Here is a 20,782-nt window from a genome sequence, read left to right as displayed (position 1 = left end):
CAGCGTGACGCGTTACCAACATCTGGCTAATCTGCTGGCCGAGCGTATTGAGCAAGGGCTGTATCGCCACGGGGAAAAACTGCCGTCGGTGCGGAGTCTGAGCCAGCAACACGGAGTCAGCATCAGTACCGTACAGCAGGCGTATCAGACCCTGGAAACGCGGCAGCTCATTACGCCGCAGCCGCGTTCGGGCTACTTCGTCGCGCCGCGGAAAGCGCAGCCGCCAGTCCCTCCCATGTCACGTCCGGTACAGCGCCCGGTAGAAATTACGCAATGGGATCAGGTGCTGGATATGCTTGAGGGCCATCACGATAGCTCGATTGTCCCGTTCAGTAGCGGTATTCCGGATGTCAGTCAACCCAGCCTGAAACCGCTCTGGCGCGAGCTTAGCCGGGTGGCGCAGCATAATCTGAAGTCGGTGCTGGGCTACGACCAACTCCCCGGCAGCCGGGAACTGCGTCAACAAATTGCCCGCCTGATGCTGGATAGCGGTTCAGTCATCGACGCCGATGATATTGTGATCACCAGCGGTAGCCAGAGCGCAATGTCACTGGCGCTGTTGACGGTTTGTCAGCCGGGAGACATTGTCGCTATTGAATCCCCCGCCTACTACGGCACCATGCAGCTGTTGCGCGGTCTGGGAATAAAAGTCATTGAAATCCCCACCGATTCTGACACTGGTATCAGTATTGAGGCGCTGGAACTGGCGCTGGAGCAGTGGCCCATCAAAGGCGTCATTCTGGTCCCCAATTGCAATAATCCGCTGGGATTTATCATGCCGGAGGCCCGTAAAAGAGCGGTACTGTCCCTTGCTCAACGCCACGATATTGTGATTTTTGAGGACGATGTGTATGGCGAACTGGCAACGGAATACCCGCGTCCACGCACTATTCACTCCTGGGACATCGACGGCCGGGTCATTCTGTGCAGTTCATTAACCAAATCTGTCGCGCCGGGTCTGCGTGTCGGTTGGGCCGTCCCCGGTCGCTATCATGACAAACTGCTGCACATGAAATACGCTGTTATCGGCACCAATGTCCCCGCCACGCAGCTGGCGGCGGCGGCCTTTATTCGTGAGGGGCATTATCACCGCCATGTCCGACGGATGCGTCAGATCTATCAGCGTAATATGGAGATATTTACCTGCTGGGCGCAAGAATACTTTCCCAGCGGGATCTGCGTAACGCGCCCCAAAGGCGGCTTTATGCTGTGGGTGGAATTGCCGGAGCAGGTTGATATGGTCTGCGTCGCCAGACAGTTATGTCGCCTGAAAATCCAGGTCGCACCGGGCTCGCTCTTTTCCGCATCAGGAAAATACCGCAACTGCGTGCGCATCAACTGCGCGTTAGCACCAGATGAGAAACATCGGGAAGTCATGCAAAAATTGGGGAACGCGATAAAAGTGGCAATGACATGAAACGTCCTTCTTCCGGCAGGCGGAGAGATCGCTTACTGGCGTATAACCACCAGCTTCGGGTTCACAACGCTTTAATTCGGGAATGGAGGGCTTACGGCCAAACAATGTTTCCATCTGTGTTATAACAAACCATCCCTTGCCAACACGAGCGCACCATGACGCAACCCCGTGATATTCCGCAAACCTTCTGGCGCAACGAGCAGCTTCCCTAGCTGGAGCTGCGCAGCACCTGGCGCAGCCGCCAGGCCTATAAATGCCACCATCACCCACAACTCTCTCTCGGGGCGATTATTGAAGGGGAAACGCGCTGTATCTGCAACGGACAGGAGTATCTACTGCGTACTGGCGATCTGATTCTCATCCCTGCGCAAACGCCCCACAGCTGCAACCCGCGTAACGATCAGCCGCGCAGTTACCATATGCTTTACCTCGATTTAAACTGGTGCCGACAACAGCTGGTGAATATTCCTCCTCAGTGCCAGTTGGCGACATCTCAGCCGGTAATACATGACCGCGGGCTCTTCACGCAGTATCTGCAGATCGTGGACCAGATGAAACAACAACAAACCGCGACGCTCCCCGCAAACATAGCCCGATTACTTCAGTGCCTACCTCTGCGCCCGCTCGCGCCTCTGGCGCTCAGCCAAACCAGCTCACGGCTGTTTAACCGTCTGGGAACAAGCCTGCAGGCTCCGCCTACGCTGGATAACCTCGCCGATGAGTTCGCCCTGCGCAAAGAGACGCTGATCCGCGTCTTTAAGCAGGATACTGGCCTGACTCCTGCCAGTTTTCTGAATATAGCGCGTATTGAATTCGCCAAAACGCGCCTGCGCGCCGGAGATACTATTGCCGACGTCGGCTATCAGGCCGGGTTTGCCGACCAGAGTCACTTCCATAAGACCTTTGTCAGCTATACCGCCGCCACGCCGCGTCAGTACGCACAGGGCCGATCAATATCAGACAATAATTAACGTTCGCGCAGGCGTAGGGTGGCCTCAGTTTATTACTGAGGTTGCTATGAACACATTTACTACGCTCTTTCCCTCAGCCTTTCCGGCGCTCGCGCTCTCTCATTTTGTTGCCTTGTTAAGCCCAGGGCCTGATTTTTTCCTGCTGGTGGGCTACGCCATCCGCTATCGGCTGCGCGGCAGCGCCGGGCTGTGCGTCGGTATTGCTGCCGGTAATGGCCTCTATATCATGCTGGCGATTATCGGCTGGGAAATTCTGCGCCAGCACCCCCTGCTTTTTACGCTGATTGAACTGCTGGGTGCGGCGTATTTGCTGTGGATTGGCAGTTTGCTTGTACGCAGTCGCCCGACAATGCTGGATTTACGCGGCGCGCCGGCTTCACGCCCGTCGCAGCTAAAACAACTGCTTCTGGGGCTCGGTTCCTCACTGCTCAATCCCAAAAACGCCCTGTTTTACCTCGCGCTGATGACCTCGCTACTTGGCCCAAATGTCACGATGTTGCAACAAGTGGTGAGCGGAGTCTGGATGACCGGCGTCGTGTTGCTGTGGGATCTGTTACTGGTATCCCTAATGGCACTCACGTCGGTGCAACGCCGCCTTTCCGCAGTCGTCTGGCGAATTGAGCAGGTAGCCGGTGGCGTCCTGATGGCTTTTGGTTGCTGGATCGTGTGGCAGTTTTTGCACCCGTTCGCCGTCAGGTTATATGCTTAACCCTATGAATAAAATCGCTGACCTGAAACGCGCCAAACGACTGGCGTTATTGCTGCTGCTGATCGCAGCCGCTATTTTTATCACTACTCTCGTGCTGCCGCCGGCTCCGTGGGTCGGTGCGCTGAAGGCTATTTCCGAAGCGGCGATGGTTGGCGCGCTGGCGGACTGGTTTGCGGTAGTGGCGCTATTTCGCCGCATTCCGCTGCCGTTTGTGTCACGGCATACAGCCATTATCCCGCGCAATAAGAATCGTATTGCGGACAATCTCGGCCATTTCGTGCAGGAAAAATTTCTCGACACGCCGTCGCTGGTGGCGCTAATCCGCCGCTATCAACCGGCGCTAATGCTCGGCAACTGGCTCAGCCAGCCGGAAAACGCTCGCAGGATTGGTCAGCATCTGCTGCAAGTGATGAGCGGCTTTCTGGAACTGACCGATGATGCGCGAATTCAACGTCTGCTGCGTCGGGCGGTGCATAAGGCGATTGATAAGGTTGATTTAACCCAAACCAGCGCCATGATGCTCGAAGGGCTGACCCGCGATAACCGCCACCAGAAACTGCTGGATTCGCTCATTAGCCAGTTGATCGCCCTGCTACAACGCGACAGTTCACGGGCATTTATCTCCCGCGGGATCGTACACTGGCTGAAGACCGAACATCCGCTAAAGGCCAGACTGTTACCCACCGAATGGCTGGGCGAGCACAGCGCGGAAATGGTCACCGATGCGGTCAATACGCTACTTGACGAAGTCAGCCAGGATCGGGCCCATCAGATCCGCAAGGCCTTCGATCGCGCCACGTTGACGTTGATCGACAACCTTAAGTCCGATCCGCAGATGGCGGAAAAAGCGGATCATATTAAGGCATATCTGAAAAACGATGAAACCTTTAATCGTTACCTTGGAGAGGTATGGGCCGACCTGCGCGGCTGGATCAAACGCGACGTCAATCACGAGCATTCACGTATTAAGCAGCGCATTGCCGACGCCGGACAATGGTTTGGTGAAACGCTGCTCCATGATAAAGCGCTGCGTGAATCACTGAGCGAGCATCTTGAGCAGGCGGCGCATCGGGTTGCGCCAGAATTTGCGACGTTCCTGACACGCCATATTAGCGATACGGTAAAAAGCTGGGACTCACGCGACATGTCACGGCAAATCGAACTGAACATTGGCAAGGATCTGCAGTTTATCCGCATCAACGGCACGCTGGTTGGCGGTACTATCGGCCTGGTATTGTGGCTATTTTCACAAATTCCGTCGCTGCTGCATCTTCATATATGACGTAATAGATTGTTTTTAATATCTTTTTATCATAAAGATAATTAACATATTAAAAAATATGGATATTTCTATTGACCCTAAATTTGTTGCCGTGTGAACTGCTGAAATAGCATGCGCCGGTTCAGAACCTATCCCACCGGGATTATTTCACTGGTCATTTTGCCTCCCGGCCGTACCTGAACAAAACGCTGTGCGTTTTGATAGCCCGATGACCAACCAGTATTACAGACCGTGCTCGCATTTCTGTCAGGCGGCGGATTACGCCAGAGCCGGGCGATAAAATGTACAGAGACTCGACAAGGAGCCCACTGATGTTGCAAGGAATGACTCGTTTTTTCGCCCGGCATTCCGCCACGCTGTTCTTTCCTGTGGCGCTGATCCTGTATGATTTCGCCGCTTACCTGACCACCGATCTTATCCAGCCCGGCATCATTCACGTCGTGCATGATTTTGACGCCGATGTGGCGCTGGCGCCCGCATCGGTTAGCCTGTATATGGCTGGCGGAATGATACTGCAGTGGCTGCTCGGACCGCTATCGGACCGCGTCGGTCGTCGGCCGGTGCTGCTTACCGGCGCGCTGATTTTTACCCTTGCCTGCTGCGCGACGATGTTTACCACCTCGATGACGCAATTCCTCGCAACACGTTTTATCCAGGGCACCAGCATCTGTTTTATCGCTACAGTCGGTTACGTCACCGTGCAGGAGGCGTTCAGCGAGACGAAATCGATCAAGCTAATGGCCATTATTACCTCCACCGTGCTGATCGCCCCGATTATCGGCCCGCTCTCCGGCGCCGCGCTGATGCATTTCATCCACTGGAAAACGCTGTTCGGTATTATTGCCACGATGGGATTTATCGCCTGGCTGGGGCTATTGCTGAATATGCCGGAAACCATACGACGCGGCGACGTTGCCTTTAGCGTCAGCGGCGTCGTCCGCGACTTCCGCGACGCGTTTCGCAACCGAATCTTTCTGTTCGGCGCCGCCACGATCTCGCTCAGCTATATCCCGCTGATGAGCTGGGTTGCGGTTTCACCGGTTATTCTGATTGATGACGGCGGGTTGAGCTCCGCAGCGTTTGCCTGGACTCAGGCCCCCATATTCAGCTCAGTGATTATCGCCAGTCTGTCGGTGGCGCGCTGGGTAAAAGATCCGGCCCACCCACGCTTTATCTGGCGTGCAGTACCCATTCAAATGACCGGTCTGACGCTACTGATCGCCGGCAATCTGCTTTGGCCGCACATCTGGCTGTGGTCAGTGCTGGGCACTTGCTTCTATGCTTTTGGCATTGGGCTGATTTTCCCGACGCTGTTCCGCTTTACCCTGTTCTCTAACGATCTGCCAAAAGGCACCGTTTCCGCTTCGCTGAACATTGTGATCCTCAGCGTCAGCGCACTCTCCATCGAAGCAGCGCGCTGGCTGTGGTTTAATGGCGGCCGACTGCCTTTTCACATCCTGGGCGTCGCGGCAGGGATAGCAGCCGCTTTCTGTCTGGCAGGATTGCTGAACCGGATGCGCAAGTTGCCGGATGCAACGCCGATGCAGGAGTAGAGAAACGCTACTCCACGGTCCAGGCCTCGCTAAAGTTCTCATCGGCAAACAGTTCCGTCAGGCCGCTGATCTGTTTGAGGCGCAGCACCTCGTCGGCATCCATACCCAGCTCTTCGCCAATGCGCCGATCGTCCCACCCCTGACGGTGTAAATCGCGCACAATATCCGACATCGCCGCGATCTGATGTTTGCCCCTGGCGCGATTATGGCGAATGGTCGCAGCAATACGCTCTTTCTCTCCCTCTCGTTCGGCATTGATCAGCGTCACCGGAAGATAACCATGGAGACGTCGGCTCAGTTGTGGACGACGCTGGCCAATCAGATGGCGATGAAAGCCGTCCACAACCAGATGACGCTGCTGCTGGCGAGCCACCACGACCGGTTGCGTAAAACCATCCAGCTCGATGGAGCGCTCCAGAAGCTGCTTTTCCACACTCGCCATCACGTTTGGATTATAGTCATTCGCCTCTACCGTTTGCGCCTTCACCCAGAGAACGCAGTCCACCGGTTCACGGCGAAACGGACTGTGCTGATGAATCAGGCTCTTTAGCTCGTTTATTGCCTTGATTTTCATATCAAGGTCATCAAACGATTGCAGATATTCAATCACTGTTTTAGCCACATCCGGTGATATCACAACACTCTCCATTCTTTGCGTTTGTTACCCATAAGCCGACAGTACCGTTCATAGTGCTTAGGCTGCGTCGGACTGAATGAAAGCATCCGACACCAGAAATCATTTTTCAGTAGCGTTTTGCAAATACGACGCCATGAGGGAATATCACGATAGCCGAGATCTTTTTCCTGCTCATCGGGAATATCATCGGGGAAACCGCGGGTCTGGTACCAGCGCAGATAAATCGCGATTTTATTCCGGTAATGCTCGGCCGTTTTTTCCGGCATGCTATCGAGCAAAAAGAGCGCATACTCGCGCCAGCTATAGTGCGGCGGCTTGCGGATTTTCGTCTTCAGCGCAAAGTAATCGCCGCTGGTATTGGCGTAAATCGCGCCGCTGTGCGCCCCGCATACCCGACGGCACATGCGCTCCCACGTATCAGGTTCCAGAATATGATAGAGCCATAGCCCACGACGCTGCTCAGGGCCAAAAGGTTCGCATACGCGCATATTCTTCAATGGCACGCCAGCACGATACATCAGATCATAAAGTGGATTGTAGGGCAGTTTCGACTTGTGATTAAAAATCCAGATATCGCGGGTCCGCCAGTCATAGAGGGGATAGCAGGTGTAGCTAAACCCTTCCGGCGAGGCCGTCGTCCAGGGTTTATCTTCCTCAAAGCGCAGTTTCGTCGATGAGGTTAGCGCCATATAGCGATGCAGCGACTCGTCGGTACGAATACCGATCAGCGAGGCGAGACTTTTGCCTGCGGCCAGCCAGTGCGCAAAGGCCGGGACAAAGGATTCGAATGTCATTTCTGGCTGATAAAAAGGAAAGAAGGCCGCATCCGTGATGGCATCATGAGGCGGTTGTCTCACCCATTCCACCCCTGGACGCCAGGCAACCCATTCGGGCTCATGTTGCGATACGCCGCTCACCGTTGTCATAGGCAGCGCCACCCAGTAGAACCGACTCACGACGTCCTGATAACGGTCTTTCATATTTTGTACATGTTGAATGGTTAATAAATACTGCGCTTCCCAGTCAACAAACAATACCGCAAATGTCTTCCCTTTTTTCCGCGCGACGGCGGCAGCCAAATGAAATAATACCGTTGAATCTTTGCCGCCGGAAAAAGATAAACACACCCGATCAAAGGTATCAAATACCCAATCTAAGCGCATCAGGGCAGCGTCAAAAACATTCATATTCAGTTTTACGAGCTTCATCCTTCACCCATGATAAATGAATCGCTGTCAAAATGTACTTATATACCCTCAATAATTCGAGTTGCAGGACAAAACGATAACCGTTTTGAACGCGCATACGCCGACTCCGAAACATGATACCGAAGACCGGCCATGCGGCAAGCAAGAGTGTCCCGATGAGCTTACGCAAGTAAGTGATTCGGGAGACAAATCTGCCAGAAACAGATTTGAACGCTGCCTGCAGCAGCCCTGAACGGACCGAATAACGCGCGTCGTCAACGCATAAGCAACTTGAAATATGACGGATATAGATAAATTCCGTCAGCCTGATAATCCAGAATCAGGCCAGAGAATATTCAGATAGATATTACTATGCTGAAAAAAGGCGAACACAACTAAATGTTGCTAACACTGGCGAGATGATACTATCCCATTTAAATTCATGATGTTATGAGAAATATTGATTATTTCCATTTAATCCGATGAAATTTGATCCAGATCATGTTCTATACTCTGACATATTTTATCAATATCTTCCTGATGAGGAAAAACATCGCGCTTTCGGGCAAGTTAATCATTAATATCGGATATAATTTTGAATTCTGTCTAACGGTAACAATATTTATTAAGGAATGTAATGAACGATATCGATCTCAGCCTGGCGCAACGCGATTTGCTGCGCGAAAAGTTATGTAAATACTGCGAAGATAATTTTGAACTGGAACTGCAGCAATTTGATGCCGAATTCTTTATCGACTTTATCACTAAAGAACTGGGCCCAACGTTTTACAATGCCGGGATTGATGCGGCGATTAGCACTCACCTTGCCTGGAGCGATCGAATCCAGGAAGAGATGGATCTGAAAAAGATCTATTAGCGGGAGATCAATAAATACGCAGTGTTTGCAGGGTTATAATGTGGCTTCTTTCATCATCTCCCGTGTACGGGGAAGGAAAACCATGTCACTTATCACCGATCTACCCGCCATCTTTGACCAGTTCTCTGCAGCCCGCCAGAAGGGTTTTCTCACGGTCATGGAGCTTAAAGAACACCATATTCCGCTGGTTGGTACCTACTGCACCTTTATGCCACAGGAGATCCCGCTGGCCGCAGGTGCGGTAGTCGTTTCGCTGTGCTCAACCTCTGACGAAACGATTGAAGAGGCGGAAAAAGATCTGCCGCGCAATCTCTGTCCGCTGATAAAAAGCAGCTATGGCTTTGGCAAAACCGACAAATGTCCCTACTTCTACTTTTCCGACCTCGTGGTGGGTGAAACCACCTGCGACGGCAAAAAGAAAATGTACGAATACATGGCCGAGTTTAAGGCGGTGCACATTATGCAACTGCCCAATAGCGCCAACGACGCGGCCTCAAGAGCGCTGTGGAAAGCGGAAATTCTGCGCCTGCAGCAGGTGGTTGAGGCGCGTTTTGGCACGCCGATCACCGAAGCCGCACTGCGCGAGGCGATTATCCTCAAGAATCGTGAACGCCGGGCGCTGGCGAATTTCTATCGCGTCGGGCAACTCAATCCTCCCGCGCTCAGCGGCAGCGATATCTTAAAAGTGGTCTACGGCGCGACATTCCGCTTCGATAAAGAGGCGTTGATTGATGAACTCAATAACATGGCTGAACGGGTTCGCCAGGAGTGGCACGAGGGTAAACGGCTGGAAGCGCGGCCACGTATTCTGATCACCGGCTGCCCGATTGGCGGCGCGGCGGAAAAAGTCGTCCGCGCTATTGAAGAGAACGGTGGTTGGGTGGTGGGCTTTGAAAACTGCACCGGCGCCAAAGCCACCGAACGCTGTGTGGAGGAGAACGGCGACGTTTACGACGCCCTGACCGACAAATATCTCGCCATCGGCTGCTCCTGCATCTCACCGAATGATCAGCGCTTAACCCTGCTCAGCCAGATGATTGACGAGTATCAGGCCGATGGCGTGGTGGATGTCATTTTGCAGGCCTGCCATACCTACGCGGTGGAATCGCTGGCGATTAAACGTCACGTGCGCCAGCAGCACAACATTCCCTATATCGCTATCGAGACCGACTATTCAACGGCGGATATCGGCCAGCTCAGCACGCGTGTCGCAGCCTTTGTTGAAATGCTCGAGGAGTAAGCATGAGTGTTTGCGTAGGAATTGATTCCGGTTCCACCGCCACAAAGGGCATCCTGCTTGAAAACGGCATCATTCAGCGCCGTTTTCTTAGCCCAACGCCGTTTCGCCCCGCCGACGCCATCGTCGAAGCCTGGGAAACGCTCTGTGCCGGGTTAAGCGAACGCCCGTTTTTAACCTTAACCGGCTATGGTCGCCAGTTAGTGGATTTTGCCGATAAGCAGGTCACCGAAATCTCCTGCCATGGACTGGGGGCTCGCCTGCTGGCCCCCGCCACCCGCACGATCATCGATATTGGCGGCCAGGACAGTAAGGTTATCCAACTGGATGACGACGGTAATCTGACCGACTTTCTGATGAATGACAAATGCGCGGCGGGTACCGGTCGCTTCCTGGAGGTGATCTCGCGCACGCTGGGCGCCAGCGTCGAGCAACTGGACAGCATCACCGCGGGTATTGAGCCGCATGAGATGACCAGCATGTGCACGGTATTTGCCGAATCCGAGGCCATCAGCCTGCGTTCTGCAGGGGTGCCGCCAGAGACGATCCTTGCCGGGGTCATCAATGCCATGGCCCGGCGCAGCGCCCATTTTATTGGCCGCCTTTCGGCGCATGGTCCACTGCTGTTTACCGGCGGCGTCAGCCATTGCGCGGCATTCGCACGAATGCTGGAGGGGCACATCGGCATGGCGGTGCATACCCACCCCGACGCTCAGTTTGCCGGGGCTATCGGTGCGGCGCTGATTGGTCTACGCCAGAGGAGTCGCAAATGACGGAATATCTGTTTTTATTTCATTCCACGGTAGGCGTGGTGAGGATGCGCAAAGCCCTGCAGGCCGCAGAAATGCATTTTCGGGTAAAGGATATTCCCCGCCAGCTACGCGGCGGCTGCGGACTCTGTATTTATCTGAGCTGTAAGGCGGGAGAGCAGCAGCAGTGGGTAATCCCCGGCGAAACGGAAGCAATATTTTGTGTCACCGGGGATAACTACCAGCTACTGACCCGCTTCCCGCAATGAACATGAGGGATCTTAAGAACATCCCGCACATTGCAGCAGAGCGCACAATGCGGAATGAGTCGGCGGCGCGTTGTTTACGCGGACCGCCGAATTTTACGGTTTTGTCTTCAGGATAGGGCCATGACCCTACCAGCAGAAAAAATGCGCGCGCAATCGCCGGATTCTTCCCTTAACCCAGCACCTGACGAATGCAAGATTTAAACACCCGCACGCCATCCGCCAGCGATTCGCGATCGAAATGCATCTCCGGGTGATGCAGACCCGGCACCAGGTTACAGCCCAGTCCCCAGAACCCGCCTTTCACTTCCGGGCGCAAACGCAGATAGTGGAAAAAATCTTCGCTACCCGGCGTGCTCTTCGCTTCCGTTAAGCCCGCATCGCCAAACGTTTCCCGAATCGCCTGGCTGACAATGGCCGTAGCCTCTTCATTAATAATGGCGGCAGGCATCTCTTTGACGATCCTGATATCCACTGTGGCGCCGTAAGCTGCCGCGCTGCTCTCTATCGCCCTGACTACGCGCTCTTTCAGCATTGCCATCCCGTCATTTTCCGCGCTCCGCAGATCCCAGCACACGTGCGCTTTAGCCGGAACAGAATTCGTCACTCCCGCATCGCAAAGAAAACGTGTAGCTTTCGCACTCCAGGTCAGCGAAGGCGCCAGGTGGATACCGTTTACCGCCTGCACAGCATGCGACGCGGCATCCAGCGCGTTAATGCCCAGATGAGGACGGGCCGCATGCGCGGCTTTACCGTGGAAATCAACCATTACCGTCGCGGAAGCGGAGTAGTACATCGCCGGAACCGCCTTCCCTTTTGGACACTCTTCCAGCGGCCTGAGATGGAAACCAAACAACATCTCCACATCATCCAGAACGCCCGCTTCCGTCAGCGCTATCGCCCCGGTTCCCAGTTCTTCAGCTGGCTGGAAAAGTATTTTTAACGTCCCACGCTTCACCAGACCTTCAGCGAGGATCTCTTCGGCAGCGGTCAACACCACCGAAGAGTGCCCGTCATGGCCGCAGGTATGGCGGGCCTCTAAACGACCACCGATAATATGGCCCAGCGCATCCATATCTGCCCGCAGCGCCACTACCGGCCCCGGTTTGCCGCTATCCAGTTGCGCAACAATGCCGGTGGTGCCGCCAACGTTGCGGGAAACCTGAAAACCCGCAGCTTCCAGCGCATCGCCGATATAAGCCGACGTTTTGTACTCTTCAAAGCCCAATTCCGGAATTTGATGCAAATAATTGAAATGCTCTAAAGTTCGCGACACGTTTTACTCCTTGTCTTTTATTATGCAATCACGCGCATGACCAGCATGGCGATAACGGCGTTGATAATGCTCACCGCCATCAGCAGCGGCCAATATTTTTTCGGTACATCCGCCACCCCGAGCAGCCGTCCCATGTACTGGAGCTGCGAGCCCATCAGAAAAATCGCCGGGATCAGGATAGTGATATCTGTCACATTGAGGGTACCTTTGCTCAGCAGGCTCACCGCCACACCGGTCCCCGCGGAAGCGGAAAGCCAGGAGGTCAGCAGAACGGTAATCGCTTCGCCAGGCAGGCCAAACAGCCCCATCAGCGGCGCGCAAAGATGGCCTATTATCTGCATCACGCCGAGCAAATTAAGCATTTCGGCAATGACGTAGGCCATTAATACATTCGGCATCAGATTGTTGATGGCAATATTAAATCCTTTCCGTGCGCCAATAACAAAAATATCGAACGGATTACTGGCGACTTTTGCCGAATTACTCATTGTCAAAATCTCCTTTATAGGCAGTATTCAAAACCATACGGACGATTACTGCGCCAACAAATTTCAGGACAAACATTAAAAGCAGCGGGATAATAATGGGGATCGTTAACGATGCGAACAGCGCCGAACCAATAGAGAAATAGTTATTAATCAGGCCCGCGCCGGAATATTGCCAGGCCCCCATAATCACCACATCTTTGCGGTTAATTTTTTTGCTGTCATACAACTCTTTCGTTAACGCCGCACCGGCATCGGTGCTCTGTAGATCGGTAATTAAGGCCAGACCGGTGTACCCAGGAATACCCAACAGCGGACGTAATAGCGGTGTCAGCAGCTTATGCGCCGCGCGGATCGCGCCGTAGTGAGTAAATATTTCCAGCAGCCCCAGCGCCAGCATTACCGTCGGTACCAGTGACAGGGCAAATAAAAACCCGGCCTTCGCGCTGATCCCACCACTGCCGATAAAAGAGTTGGTTTCTGGCGTTTTCATGGTCCCAAATGCGCCGCCAAGCGTGGTGAAGTCAAAAGCCCCCAACCAGGCCATCCCTTCAACTTTAAAAAATAACCCTGAGAAAACCAATAATACGATTACCAGCGAAATCCAGGCGCCAGGCCCTACTTTCCATTCATTTGTTGTATCGTTGGAGGAACATTCCAACGTTTTATTTTCACTCATACCCAATCCTCTCACATCATGGAATATCTGTCCGATTGTATGTAATGTGCAATATTGTCAATTTATTATTCTTCTGGCTTATTATTTTGACGAAATAACATCCATAGATAACTAAGGCTTTCCTTTTTTAAAAGAGGCTGGCAGACATACCAAAACCTTATTCATCTTATTTATTTTATATAAATACCTTATTCATCAGCACCCATAATTGGGTTATCTGATTAGTATCGCTGTTTTATCCGCCCCGCATTTTCCTCCATTCCTGTTTTTTGTCCGAATAACGATTATCTATAACCAGACAGGATGATAAATGCCTGCTAAAGGGTGTTATTGTTGACTTTAGGTCAACAAAGGAGTGAGAAACGATGTTACACGAGAAGCCCATGAGCTATCTGTATGAAGTCGGTATTCAGGGAGGTATTCGGCGGGCAGCCGATATTCTGGGGATCAATCCGTCGGTCATTAGCCGCCAGATAGCACAACTGGAGCGAGCGCTGGAACTGCCTTTGCTGGAGCGCCGGGGGCGCAATGTCGTGCTTACCGAAGCGGGGCGTCTGCTGGCGGAGGATTACTGCGAAAGCCGCCAGCGACGAGAAAAACTGGAAAGCCATCTAAAAGATTTACGCCACATGCGCGGCGGGAGTATATCGGTGAGGATTGGCGGAGGACTGGTCACCACCTTTATTGAATCGGTGATGAGCACCTTCTCTCAATCCTGGCCGAACGTGTTCGTCGATATTATCGTCAGCAGCATGCAGGAGATGCTTAATGATATCGCCAGCGGCGAAGCGGATATGGCAGTGGCCTTCGGCCCCATCGGCAACCCGGAGCTGAAACGCCACAGCTTTCAGTGGGGGCCTATCTGCGCGGTCGTATCTCCGCAGCATCCCATAGCGACGCAGTCTATTGTCACGATTGACGAGTTAACCCCATATCGCCTGATCGCGCTAACCGAAAGCTTCGGTCTCCAGCGCCATATGAACGCCATGTTTAAAACCGCCGGACTACAGTTTCATCCCGCTTATCGCTGTAACCTCTTTTCAACCGCCATGAGCCTGAGCCAGGCTGGTCTGGGGATCTCGTTTATGACCGAATATGCCGCCCGGGAAGCCATCGCCCATGGCATACTGACCGCGATCCCCATCGACCATCCTATCGCCAGTAGCGCCCAATGCCACTTATTACGCAACTCCGACCGTCGGTTTTCACCCGCAGCCCATCATATGTGGCGACTATTGCATAACGCTTTTCGCGATGCGCAGCGGGCGCTGACGACCTGAGTGCGCGCTCATCCAAGCGGAACCTGTGCGGATATAGATTCTGGCTATACATAATGTCACTGGCGATGATGCTGGCGAGCCAGCGCCCACTTGTTCCATCACGTGCAAACGGGCGCTGATATTCGCGCCAGATTTGAACGATACTGATAACGTCAGACAGTCTGCGTCAGGTAATTAACCTGTTTGAGTCCGGTATTTAATTGAACCCAGGCAGGTTAAATTCAGACGGGTGCGCTCATGGTTATATACTGGATATATTCATCTACTGCTTTAAAGGCGTTCCACAATCATTGCAATACCCTGACCGCCACCAATACATAGCGTTGCCAGGCCCAACGTTTTATCGTAGCTATGTAGCGCGTGGATCAACGTCACCAGAATGCGCGCGCCGCTGGCTCCGATCGGATGGCCCAATGCAATAGCACCGCCGTTAACATTAACCTTCTCCGGATCTAACCCCAGCTCGCGTTGTACCGCCAGATATTGAGCGGCAAACGCTTCGTTAGCTTCGATTAAATCAATGTCTTGTATTGTCAGGCCCGCTTTCAGCAGCGCTTTCTGAGTAGCGGGAATCGGCCCCAGCCCCATCACTTCGCCTGGCACCCCTGCAGAAGCCCAACTGAGGATACGAGCGAATGGCGCTATCCCCTGTTGACGCGCTTCGGATTCACGCATCAGGATCAGGGTAGCTGCCGCATCGTTAATACCGGAAGCATTTCCTGCAGTTACGGTTCCGTCGGGCAGAAAGGCCGGGCGCAGCGTGCTAAGTGAGTCCAGCGTGGTATCGGCACGCGGGAACTCATCTTTGCTGAACCAGCGGGTTTCTTTCTTCATACGCAACGTAACGGGCGTAATTTCGGCAGCGAAACGACCGCTGGTCTGTGCAACAATAGCTTTTTGCTGCGATACCAGCGCAACGCTGTCCTGATCGGCACGAGTAAAGCCGTAGCGTTTAGCAATGTTCTCCGCCGTGATGCCCATATGATAATCATTGAAGGCGCACCACAGGCCATCCGTTATCATCGAATCCACCAGTTTTCCATCGCCCATACGGTATCCCTGGCGCGCTTTTTTCAACAGGTAAGGGGCGGCGCTCATGTTTTCCATACCACCAGTAATGCAAACCTGATTATCACCAGCGGCAATGGACTGGGCCCCAAGGGCCACGGCCTTCAGGCCAGAACCACACACTTTACCAACCGTAAATGAGGGAGTTTCAAACCCAAGCCCTGCCGCCTGGCTCGCCTGGTGCGCCGGATTTTGCCCCAGCCCGGCATTCAGTACGTTACCCAGGATAACTTCGTCGATCTGCAGACCTTGAGGCAGTGCCGACAGCCCATCCTTAATCGTGGCAGCAGCCAGTTCCACCGCTGGGATATTTGCCAGGCTACCAGCAAATTTACCAATAGCAGTACGTTTGGCATTAACAATAACGACAGAATTATTCAAATTCATCATTTTCTCCTCAGTGGACTTTTAACAGTTGCAGATTGTCGGAGAGGATGAACCTGGCTTCTGTTTTCTGGCGTAGTTCGTCAAGAGTGATTTCCGGGCTAATTTCACGCAGCACCATTTGTTGGTCAATAAATTCAAATACCGCCAGTTCAGTGATGACCATGCTAACTCTGTTGACCGCCGTAAGCGGATAAGTGCATTTGTGCAGTAGCTTCGGGGTACCATTCTTCGCGCAGTGCTCAAGTGCGATTATCACTTTCCTGGCCCCCACTACCAGATCCATGGCTCCTCCCATGCCCGGTATCATTTTTCCAGGTACAACCCAATTAGCCAGGTTGGCATGCTCGTCCACCTGTAAGCCACCGAGGACGCATACATCCACATGACCACCACGGATCAATGCAAAGGAAAATGCACTATCAAACATGGCTGCGCCCGGAACCATGCCGCAAGGCTGTCCACCAGCATTGACCAGATTAGTATTGATTTCAGTGGTGGCACCTAAACCGAGAAAACCATTTTCCGACTGGAAGGTGACTTCAATATTATTTGGTACGTAGTTCGCCACTTTAGTGGGTAAACCGATCCCTAAATTGACAACATCCCCATCTTTTAACTCCATGGCAACGCGGCGTGCAATAATCGATTTTGCGTCCATTAATATTCCTCCATGTATATATGATCAACGAGTGCTGCTGGCGTCACAATACATTCCGGCGCTAATTGACCGACAGGAATAACCTGCTCGCATTGTGCAATTACAGTATTTGCAGCAAGAGCAATAAGAGGATTAAAATTACGAGCAGTGAGATGATAAACAAGGTTTCCACTGGTATCAGAGATGCTTGCCTGAATGAGTGCCAGGTCGGCACGTAAAGGTAACTCTAATAAGTATGTGGTGTTATTAATGGTAATTTTCTGTTTATTTTCTTCGACTACAGTACCCACTCCAGTTGGGGTAAGAAAACCACCAAGCCCAGCGCCGCCACAACGTATACGCTCGGCAAGCGTTCCTTGAGGCACCAGCTCAACATCCACTTCACCAGCGAGCATACGCTTACCCGTCTCTGGGTTAGTCCCGATATGTGACACGATGATTTTCTTTACCTGACCGTTAGCTATTAATGGGCCAACGCCGGTATCGGGAAAAGCGGTATCATTACCTATCAGGGTTAAATGGGTGACACCGGATTTAATAATTTCCTGCACTAATAATTCCGGAGTACCTACACCCATAAAGCCACCGAACATAATGGTCATTCCATCCTTTAAGCAAGAATGGAAATAACCCGCATCAATAATTTTGGTTTTCATTATTTAGTCACTCCTTCACACGGACAATACGCTGCCTCACCAAAAGCGGGCAACAATTTCAACGTACTTTCCGATATAATGACTTCCTAATATAAGCAGGAAAACCTGCCCATATTAATTCATTTATTGCGTGCCATATACCCGTCATACTTTAAGCTGCATGTACGTTGACTGCGTTCACTCACCCAGTCACTTACTTCAGTAAGTGACTGGGGACTCGCTCGTTTGCCGCCTTTATGCAATTCGAATTATTTAGGGTATAGATATCATTGTCAGCGATCGGATATCGCGGGTATCAAATATCCATATCAAGGATAGCAGCGCTCAGCCCTTTACCATGCATATCCAGCGCCAGAGAGCGAGTTACGCCGCCCCCCAATGCACCGTACATTACAAAGTTCAACGCACCAATCGCAGGCAATTCATAACGCACCACGTCGCCAGTGACAATATCGGCAAACCAGGCTTTCACTTTCTCAGCCGTAATAGCTTTCTTAATTTTCTCATAATCTTCCGTGCGGTAAGCAATCAGCGAAATATTTGAGGTATTGCCTTTATCACCAGTTCGGGAGTGGGCGATTTCACGCAGTTTCATGAGTTAATCTCCAGGTAATTAATCATCGGGGTAACCCGATCGCGGGCTAGTAGTGTGGAATCCATTGCCAGGATCTCTTTGACGCCTTTATTCACACCGCCGCCGCCTGCCGGACCGTTGGTATACAACGTCTCGACCTCGTTACCCACTTTCACCGCTTCAGCACGTGTGGCGCAACGTGCCGCAACGCGGGCGCGCACTTCATATGGTTCGCTGCTCTGAGAGAGTCGGGTACCGTGCAAAGCATCGATGCCGATAAGATCGAAACGTACTTCATATGGTACAAAGCCGCAAAGCTCGAAACGGCCTTTAACGACATCCAGCGCCAGACGACCACGTGCCACAGCACCTGGGCCAGCGTACGATATTTCGCCTTCTCCGATAAAGCCATCCAGATAACCGACCGATACTTTCAAAGTATCGGTCCTGGCTCGGCCAGTGGCTCCCTGAACACGTACACAATCTTCACCCACCTGGGTAAAAGTAACAGCAGTGAAATCGGCAACCACATCCGGCGTGATATAACTGTCGGGACGGTGGATTTCATACAACATCTGCTCCTTGCAGGTATCAACACATACACGACCACCGGAGCCTTGCACCTTAGTGATAATCGCGTCACCATTTTCATCGATCTCCGCAACAGGGAAACCCAAGCGTTCAAGATGCGGAATGTCTTTGAAACCCGGATCAGCATAATAGCCGCCGGTAATCTGTCCGGCGCATTCAAGCAAATGTCCTAAACAAGTACCCTTGCCCAGATGTTCCCAGTCGTCCGCTGCCCAGTTAAATTCATACATCATCGGAGCCAGGAACAAGGACGGATCGGAGACGCGTCCAGCAATGATAATATCTGCGCCGTCACGCAGGGCTTGCACCATTGCATCGGCGCCCATATAGGCGTTAGCGGAGAGAATCTCTTTCCCACATGATGATACGGGTTTTCCAATATCATCCAGTATCGCATCGGTTTGAATCAGCACAGGATGAACATCATCACCAGTAATCACCGCGATTTTCAACTGCTTCGCGCCTAACTCCCGGGCGATTTCCAATACACGCTTTCCGGCCGCTGTTGGGTTTGCAGAACCCATATTGGTAATTATTTTGATACCTTTTTCCAGGCAGGTCGGTAATATCGCATACATTCTGTCTGCCAACAGTTCGTTGTAACCCATCTCCGGGTTCTGCTTTTTGTGTTTTTGGCCAATAGCAATAGTTCGTTCAGCCAAACATTCAAAAACGAGATACTGAATATCGCCTTTCTGAGCCAATTCAAGCGCGGGCTCGATGCGATCTCCGGCATAGCCTGCACCGGAACCAATACGGATAGTTTTCATAGCATTACCTTCTGTATTTAAAACAACTCTTATATCGATGTCGTTGTCGACGAGGTTGACTAAAGAGGGAAGACACCAAAGATGACGCAGGCAATTGTCATGACGACACTAGCCGCCCAGAGCACGGGAATTGAGAATTTCTGGTGATCGGCTAAATCGACGCCCGCCAGGCTAACCAGCAGGAAGGTGGCTGGCGTCAACGGGCTAATGGGAAAGCCAGTCGTCATTTGCCCCAATACAGATGCCTGCGCAACCTGGATGGCAGGTACGCCAAGCATTTCGCTGGTGTGTGCGATCACGGGCATGATGCCGAAGTAATATGAGTCCGGATCAAATACCAGGCTGAGTGGCATGGATATCAGACCAACAACGAATGGAATATGAGAAGCCAGTGAGGGCGGGACAAAACCAACGGCCGCTTCGGACATCGCTTTAAGCATCCCGGCACCGCCCATGATGCCAGTGAAAGCACCTGCGGCGAACAGGATACTGGCCATCATCAATGCGGCTTTGGCGTGAGCATTAATACGCGCCTTCTGCATTTCTACATTAGGGTAGTTCACTATCAGCGCCACGGTCAGTGCGACCATAAAAGCGACTGTGGGGGATATCTTCGTAAACACCATAGTGCCAATCACGCACAAAACTAACACGATGTTAATCCAGAACATATGCGGACGACGTAAGGCTTTCTCCTCGTCAGTCAATTCCTTCACATGTTCTTGTACGTTAAATGATGCAGTGCCTCTATCAGGTAAATTCCCCCTCGCCAGACAGAGGCGTTTTTCCTCTTTTTTACCCCAGTAGTAGCCCATCAGCACCATAAAGACCAAACCGCAAATCTGAGCCGGAATCAGTGGAATGAACAGATCGTGGGTGGAGATATTCAGCGCAGCAGAAGCGCGAATCATCGGGCCAGTCCAGGGCAGAAAATTAACACCTGCGCTTAATGCAGTGATGCCGACCAGAATACGCTTATCAATGCCCAGTTTATTGAACAGAGGTAACATGGCCGGTATGGTGATCAGGAAGGTAACCGCACCATTACCATCCAGGTGAGCCAGTAAAGCCAAAACGCCGGTACCAATGATAATTCTAACTGGGCTGGTACCTACCATGCGCAAAATACCGCGAATAATAGGATCAAACATTCCCGCATCCGTAACCACACCAAAAAAACAAATGGCAAACACAAACATGGCTGCCATAGGTGCCAGTTTGGTTATACCATCAACGACATATTTTGCTGTGTCGGTACCACAACCTGCCAGCAATGCACCGACAATCGGAATGACAATTAATGCTACCAAAGGGGACATTCTTTTGGTCATGATGAAAAATAAAAGGGTGGCAATGGTAAGCACACCGATTAACGCTAACATAAAGCACTCCTCTCTATTCTATTTATTACCGTTGCGCCGTTGATTGTTGCGTTTATTTAAATAAGATGTAAGTAAATATCGTTTTCATAAC

Annotated in this window: 21 protein-coding genes; 10 read left to right on the top strand and 11 right to left on the bottom strand. The window is 52.2% G+C overall.

Annotation, left to right across the window (positions count from 1 at the left end):
* Positions 1-4 precede the first annotated feature (4 nt).
* The 5 genes from ABK821_RS02415 to mdtM all read left to right on the top strand — a co-directional run bounded on the left by ABK821_RS02415 (position 5) and on the right by mdtM (position 5,932).
* Positions 5-1,417, top strand: coding sequence for a PLP-dependent aminotransferase family protein (locus tag ABK821_RS02415; RefSeq protein ID WP_343178653.1), 1,413 nt, complete (start codon positions 5-7; stop codon positions 1,415-1,417).
* Between the two features lie 212 nt (positions 1,418-1,629).
* On the top strand, positions 1,630-2,388 hold the full coding sequence (locus tag ABK821_RS02410) for an AraC family transcriptional regulator (RefSeq protein WP_343178666.1): 759 nt from the start codon (positions 1,630-1,632) through the stop codon (positions 2,386-2,388).
* A 46-nt stretch (positions 2,389-2,434) separates the two neighbouring features.
* The gene (locus tag ABK821_RS02405) at positions 2,435-3,097 is read left to right on the top strand and encodes a LysE family translocator (protein ID WP_343178652.1); all 663 of its coding nucleotides are present in this window, start codon (positions 2,435-2,437) and stop codon (positions 3,095-3,097) included.
* Positions 3,090-4,379: a DUF445 domain-containing protein gene (locus tag ABK821_RS02400; RefSeq protein WP_138361809.1), complete on the top strand. Its 1,290-nt coding sequence runs from the start codon at positions 3,090-3,092 to the stop codon at positions 4,377-4,379. The genes ABK821_RS02405 and ABK821_RS02400 overlap by 8 nt, the downstream gene beginning before the upstream one ends.
* A gap of 311 nt (positions 4,380-4,690) precedes the next feature.
* Positions 4,691-5,932: a multidrug efflux MFS transporter MdtM gene (gene mdtM / locus ABK821_RS02395; RefSeq protein ID WP_343178650.1), complete on the top strand. Its 1,242-nt coding sequence runs from the start codon at positions 4,691-4,693 to the stop codon at positions 5,930-5,932.
* A gap of 7 nt (positions 5,933-5,939) precedes the next feature.
* On the opposite strand, the gene ABK821_RS02390 is transcribed toward mdtM, so the two are convergent.
* Both ABK821_RS02390 and ABK821_RS02385 read right to left on the bottom strand, forming a co-directional pair.
* Positions 5,940-6,566 (bottom strand): ParB/RepB/Spo0J family partition protein, encoded by a 627-nt coding sequence (locus ABK821_RS02390; protein WP_138362049.1) that lies wholly within the window; start codon positions 6,564-6,566, stop codon positions 5,940-5,942.
* Positions 6,566-7,777 carry a phosphoadenosine phosphosulfate reductase gene (locus tag ABK821_RS02385; RefSeq protein ID WP_138361807.1) on the bottom strand — a complete coding sequence of 404 codons (1,212 nt, stop codon included), beginning with the start codon at positions 7,775-7,777 and terminating at the stop codon, positions 6,566-6,568. The genes ABK821_RS02390 and ABK821_RS02385 overlap by 1 nt, the downstream gene beginning before the upstream one ends.
* A 616-nt stretch (positions 7,778-8,393) precedes the next feature.
* On the opposite strand from ABK821_RS02385, the gene ABK821_RS02380 reads away from it, so the two are divergent.
* The 4 genes from ABK821_RS02380 (at position 8,394) to ABK821_RS02365 (ending at position 10,888) form a co-directional block, all read left to right on the top strand.
* Positions 8,394-8,633 (top strand): DUF2164 domain-containing protein, encoded by a 240-nt coding sequence (locus ABK821_RS02380; protein ID WP_138361806.1) that lies wholly within the window; start codon positions 8,394-8,396, stop codon positions 8,631-8,633.
* 82 nt (positions 8,634-8,715) lie between these two features.
* The gene (locus ABK821_RS02375; protein WP_138361805.1) at positions 8,716-9,873 is read left to right on the top strand and encodes a double-cubane-cluster-containing anaerobic reductase; all 1,158 of its coding nucleotides are present in this window, start codon (positions 8,716-8,718) and stop codon (positions 9,871-9,873) included.
* Positions 9,874-9,875: 2 nt separating this feature from the next.
* Complete coding sequence (gene yjiL / locus ABK821_RS02370) at positions 9,876-10,643, top strand: putative 2-hydroxyacyl-CoA dehydratase activator YjiL (RefSeq protein ID WP_308564519.1); 768 nt, start codon at positions 9,876-9,878, stop codon at positions 10,641-10,643.
* Positions 10,640-10,888, top strand: a complete 249-nt coding sequence (locus tag ABK821_RS02365) for a DUF3343 domain-containing protein (protein ID WP_138361803.1) — start codon at positions 10,640-10,642, stop codon at positions 10,886-10,888. The genes yjiL and ABK821_RS02365 overlap by 4 nt, the downstream gene beginning before the upstream one ends.
* A 169-nt stretch (positions 10,889-11,057) precedes the next feature.
* Here the strand turns inward: ABK821_RS02365 and ABK821_RS02360 are convergent, their stop codons facing one another.
* Genes ABK821_RS02360 through ABK821_RS02350 form a run of 3 tightly spaced genes read right to left on the bottom strand, consistent with a single transcriptional unit; the run spans position 11,058 to position 13,325 of the window.
* A complete protein-coding gene (locus ABK821_RS02360; protein WP_138361802.1) occupies positions 11,058-12,161 on the bottom strand; it encodes a M20 peptidase aminoacylase family protein in 1,104 nt (367 codons plus the stop codon).
* A gap of 20 nt (positions 12,162-12,181) precedes the next feature.
* A complete protein-coding gene (locus ABK821_RS02355) occupies positions 12,182-12,649 on the bottom strand; it encodes a YjiG family protein (RefSeq protein ID WP_138361801.1) in 468 nt (155 codons plus the stop codon).
* Positions 12,642-13,325, bottom strand: coding sequence for a nucleoside recognition domain-containing protein (locus ABK821_RS02350; protein ID WP_138361800.1), 684 nt, complete (start codon positions 13,323-13,325; stop codon positions 12,642-12,644). The genes ABK821_RS02355 and ABK821_RS02350 overlap by 8 nt, the downstream gene beginning before the upstream one ends.
* A gap of 365 nt (positions 13,326-13,690) precedes the next feature.
* On the opposite strand from ABK821_RS02350, the gene ABK821_RS02345 reads away from it, so the two are divergent.
* Positions 13,691-14,605: a LysR substrate-binding domain-containing protein gene (locus tag ABK821_RS02345; RefSeq protein ID WP_343178649.1), complete on the top strand. Its 915-nt coding sequence runs from the start codon at positions 13,691-13,693 to the stop codon at positions 14,603-14,605.
* A gap of 270 nt (positions 14,606-14,875) precedes the next feature.
* On the opposite strand, the gene ABK821_RS02340 is transcribed toward ABK821_RS02345, so the two are convergent.
* The 6 genes from ABK821_RS02340 to ABK821_RS02315 form a co-directional block, all read right to left on the bottom strand.
* The gene (locus ABK821_RS02340; RefSeq protein WP_185929289.1) at positions 14,876-16,060 is read right to left on the bottom strand and encodes an acetyl-CoA C-acetyltransferase; all 1,185 of its coding nucleotides are present in this window, start codon (positions 16,058-16,060) and stop codon (positions 14,876-14,878) included.
* A gap of 10 nt (positions 16,061-16,070) precedes the next feature.
* On the bottom strand, positions 16,071-16,718 hold the full coding sequence (locus ABK821_RS02335; RefSeq protein ID WP_142503064.1) for a 3-oxoacid CoA-transferase subunit B: 648 nt from the start codon (positions 16,716-16,718) through the stop codon (positions 16,071-16,073).
* Positions 16,718-17,374 (bottom strand): acetate CoA-transferase subunit alpha, encoded by a 657-nt coding sequence (atoD, locus tag ABK821_RS02330; protein WP_142503065.1) that lies wholly within the window; start codon positions 17,372-17,374, stop codon positions 16,718-16,720. Before atoD ends, ABK821_RS02335 begins: the two co-directional genes overlap by 1 nt.
* Before the next feature lie 295 nt (positions 17,375-17,669).
* Complete coding sequence (locus ABK821_RS02325; protein WP_142503066.1) at positions 17,670-17,969, bottom strand: hypothetical protein; 300 nt, start codon at positions 17,967-17,969, stop codon at positions 17,670-17,672.
* Positions 17,966-19,309 carry an acyclic terpene utilization AtuA family protein gene (locus ABK821_RS02320; protein WP_343178648.1) on the bottom strand — a complete coding sequence of 448 codons (1,344 nt, stop codon included), beginning with the start codon at positions 19,307-19,309 and terminating at the stop codon, positions 17,966-17,968. The genes ABK821_RS02325 and ABK821_RS02320 overlap by 4 nt, the downstream gene beginning before the upstream one ends.
* Before the next feature lie 59 nt (positions 19,310-19,368).
* Positions 19,369-20,691 (bottom strand): citrate:proton symporter, encoded by a 1,323-nt coding sequence (locus tag ABK821_RS02315; RefSeq protein ID WP_343178647.1) that lies wholly within the window; start codon positions 20,689-20,691, stop codon positions 19,369-19,371.
* Positions 20,692-20,782 lie beyond the last annotated feature (91 nt).

Source organism: Klebsiella sp. KE9456 (genome assembly GCF_043832615.1).
Taxonomy (GTDB): domain Bacteria; phylum Pseudomonadota; class Gammaproteobacteria; order Enterobacterales; family Enterobacteriaceae; genus Klebsiella; species Klebsiella indica.
Note: the sequence above shows the minus strand (reverse complement) of the source record. Positions and strands in the feature narration are given on the sequence as shown.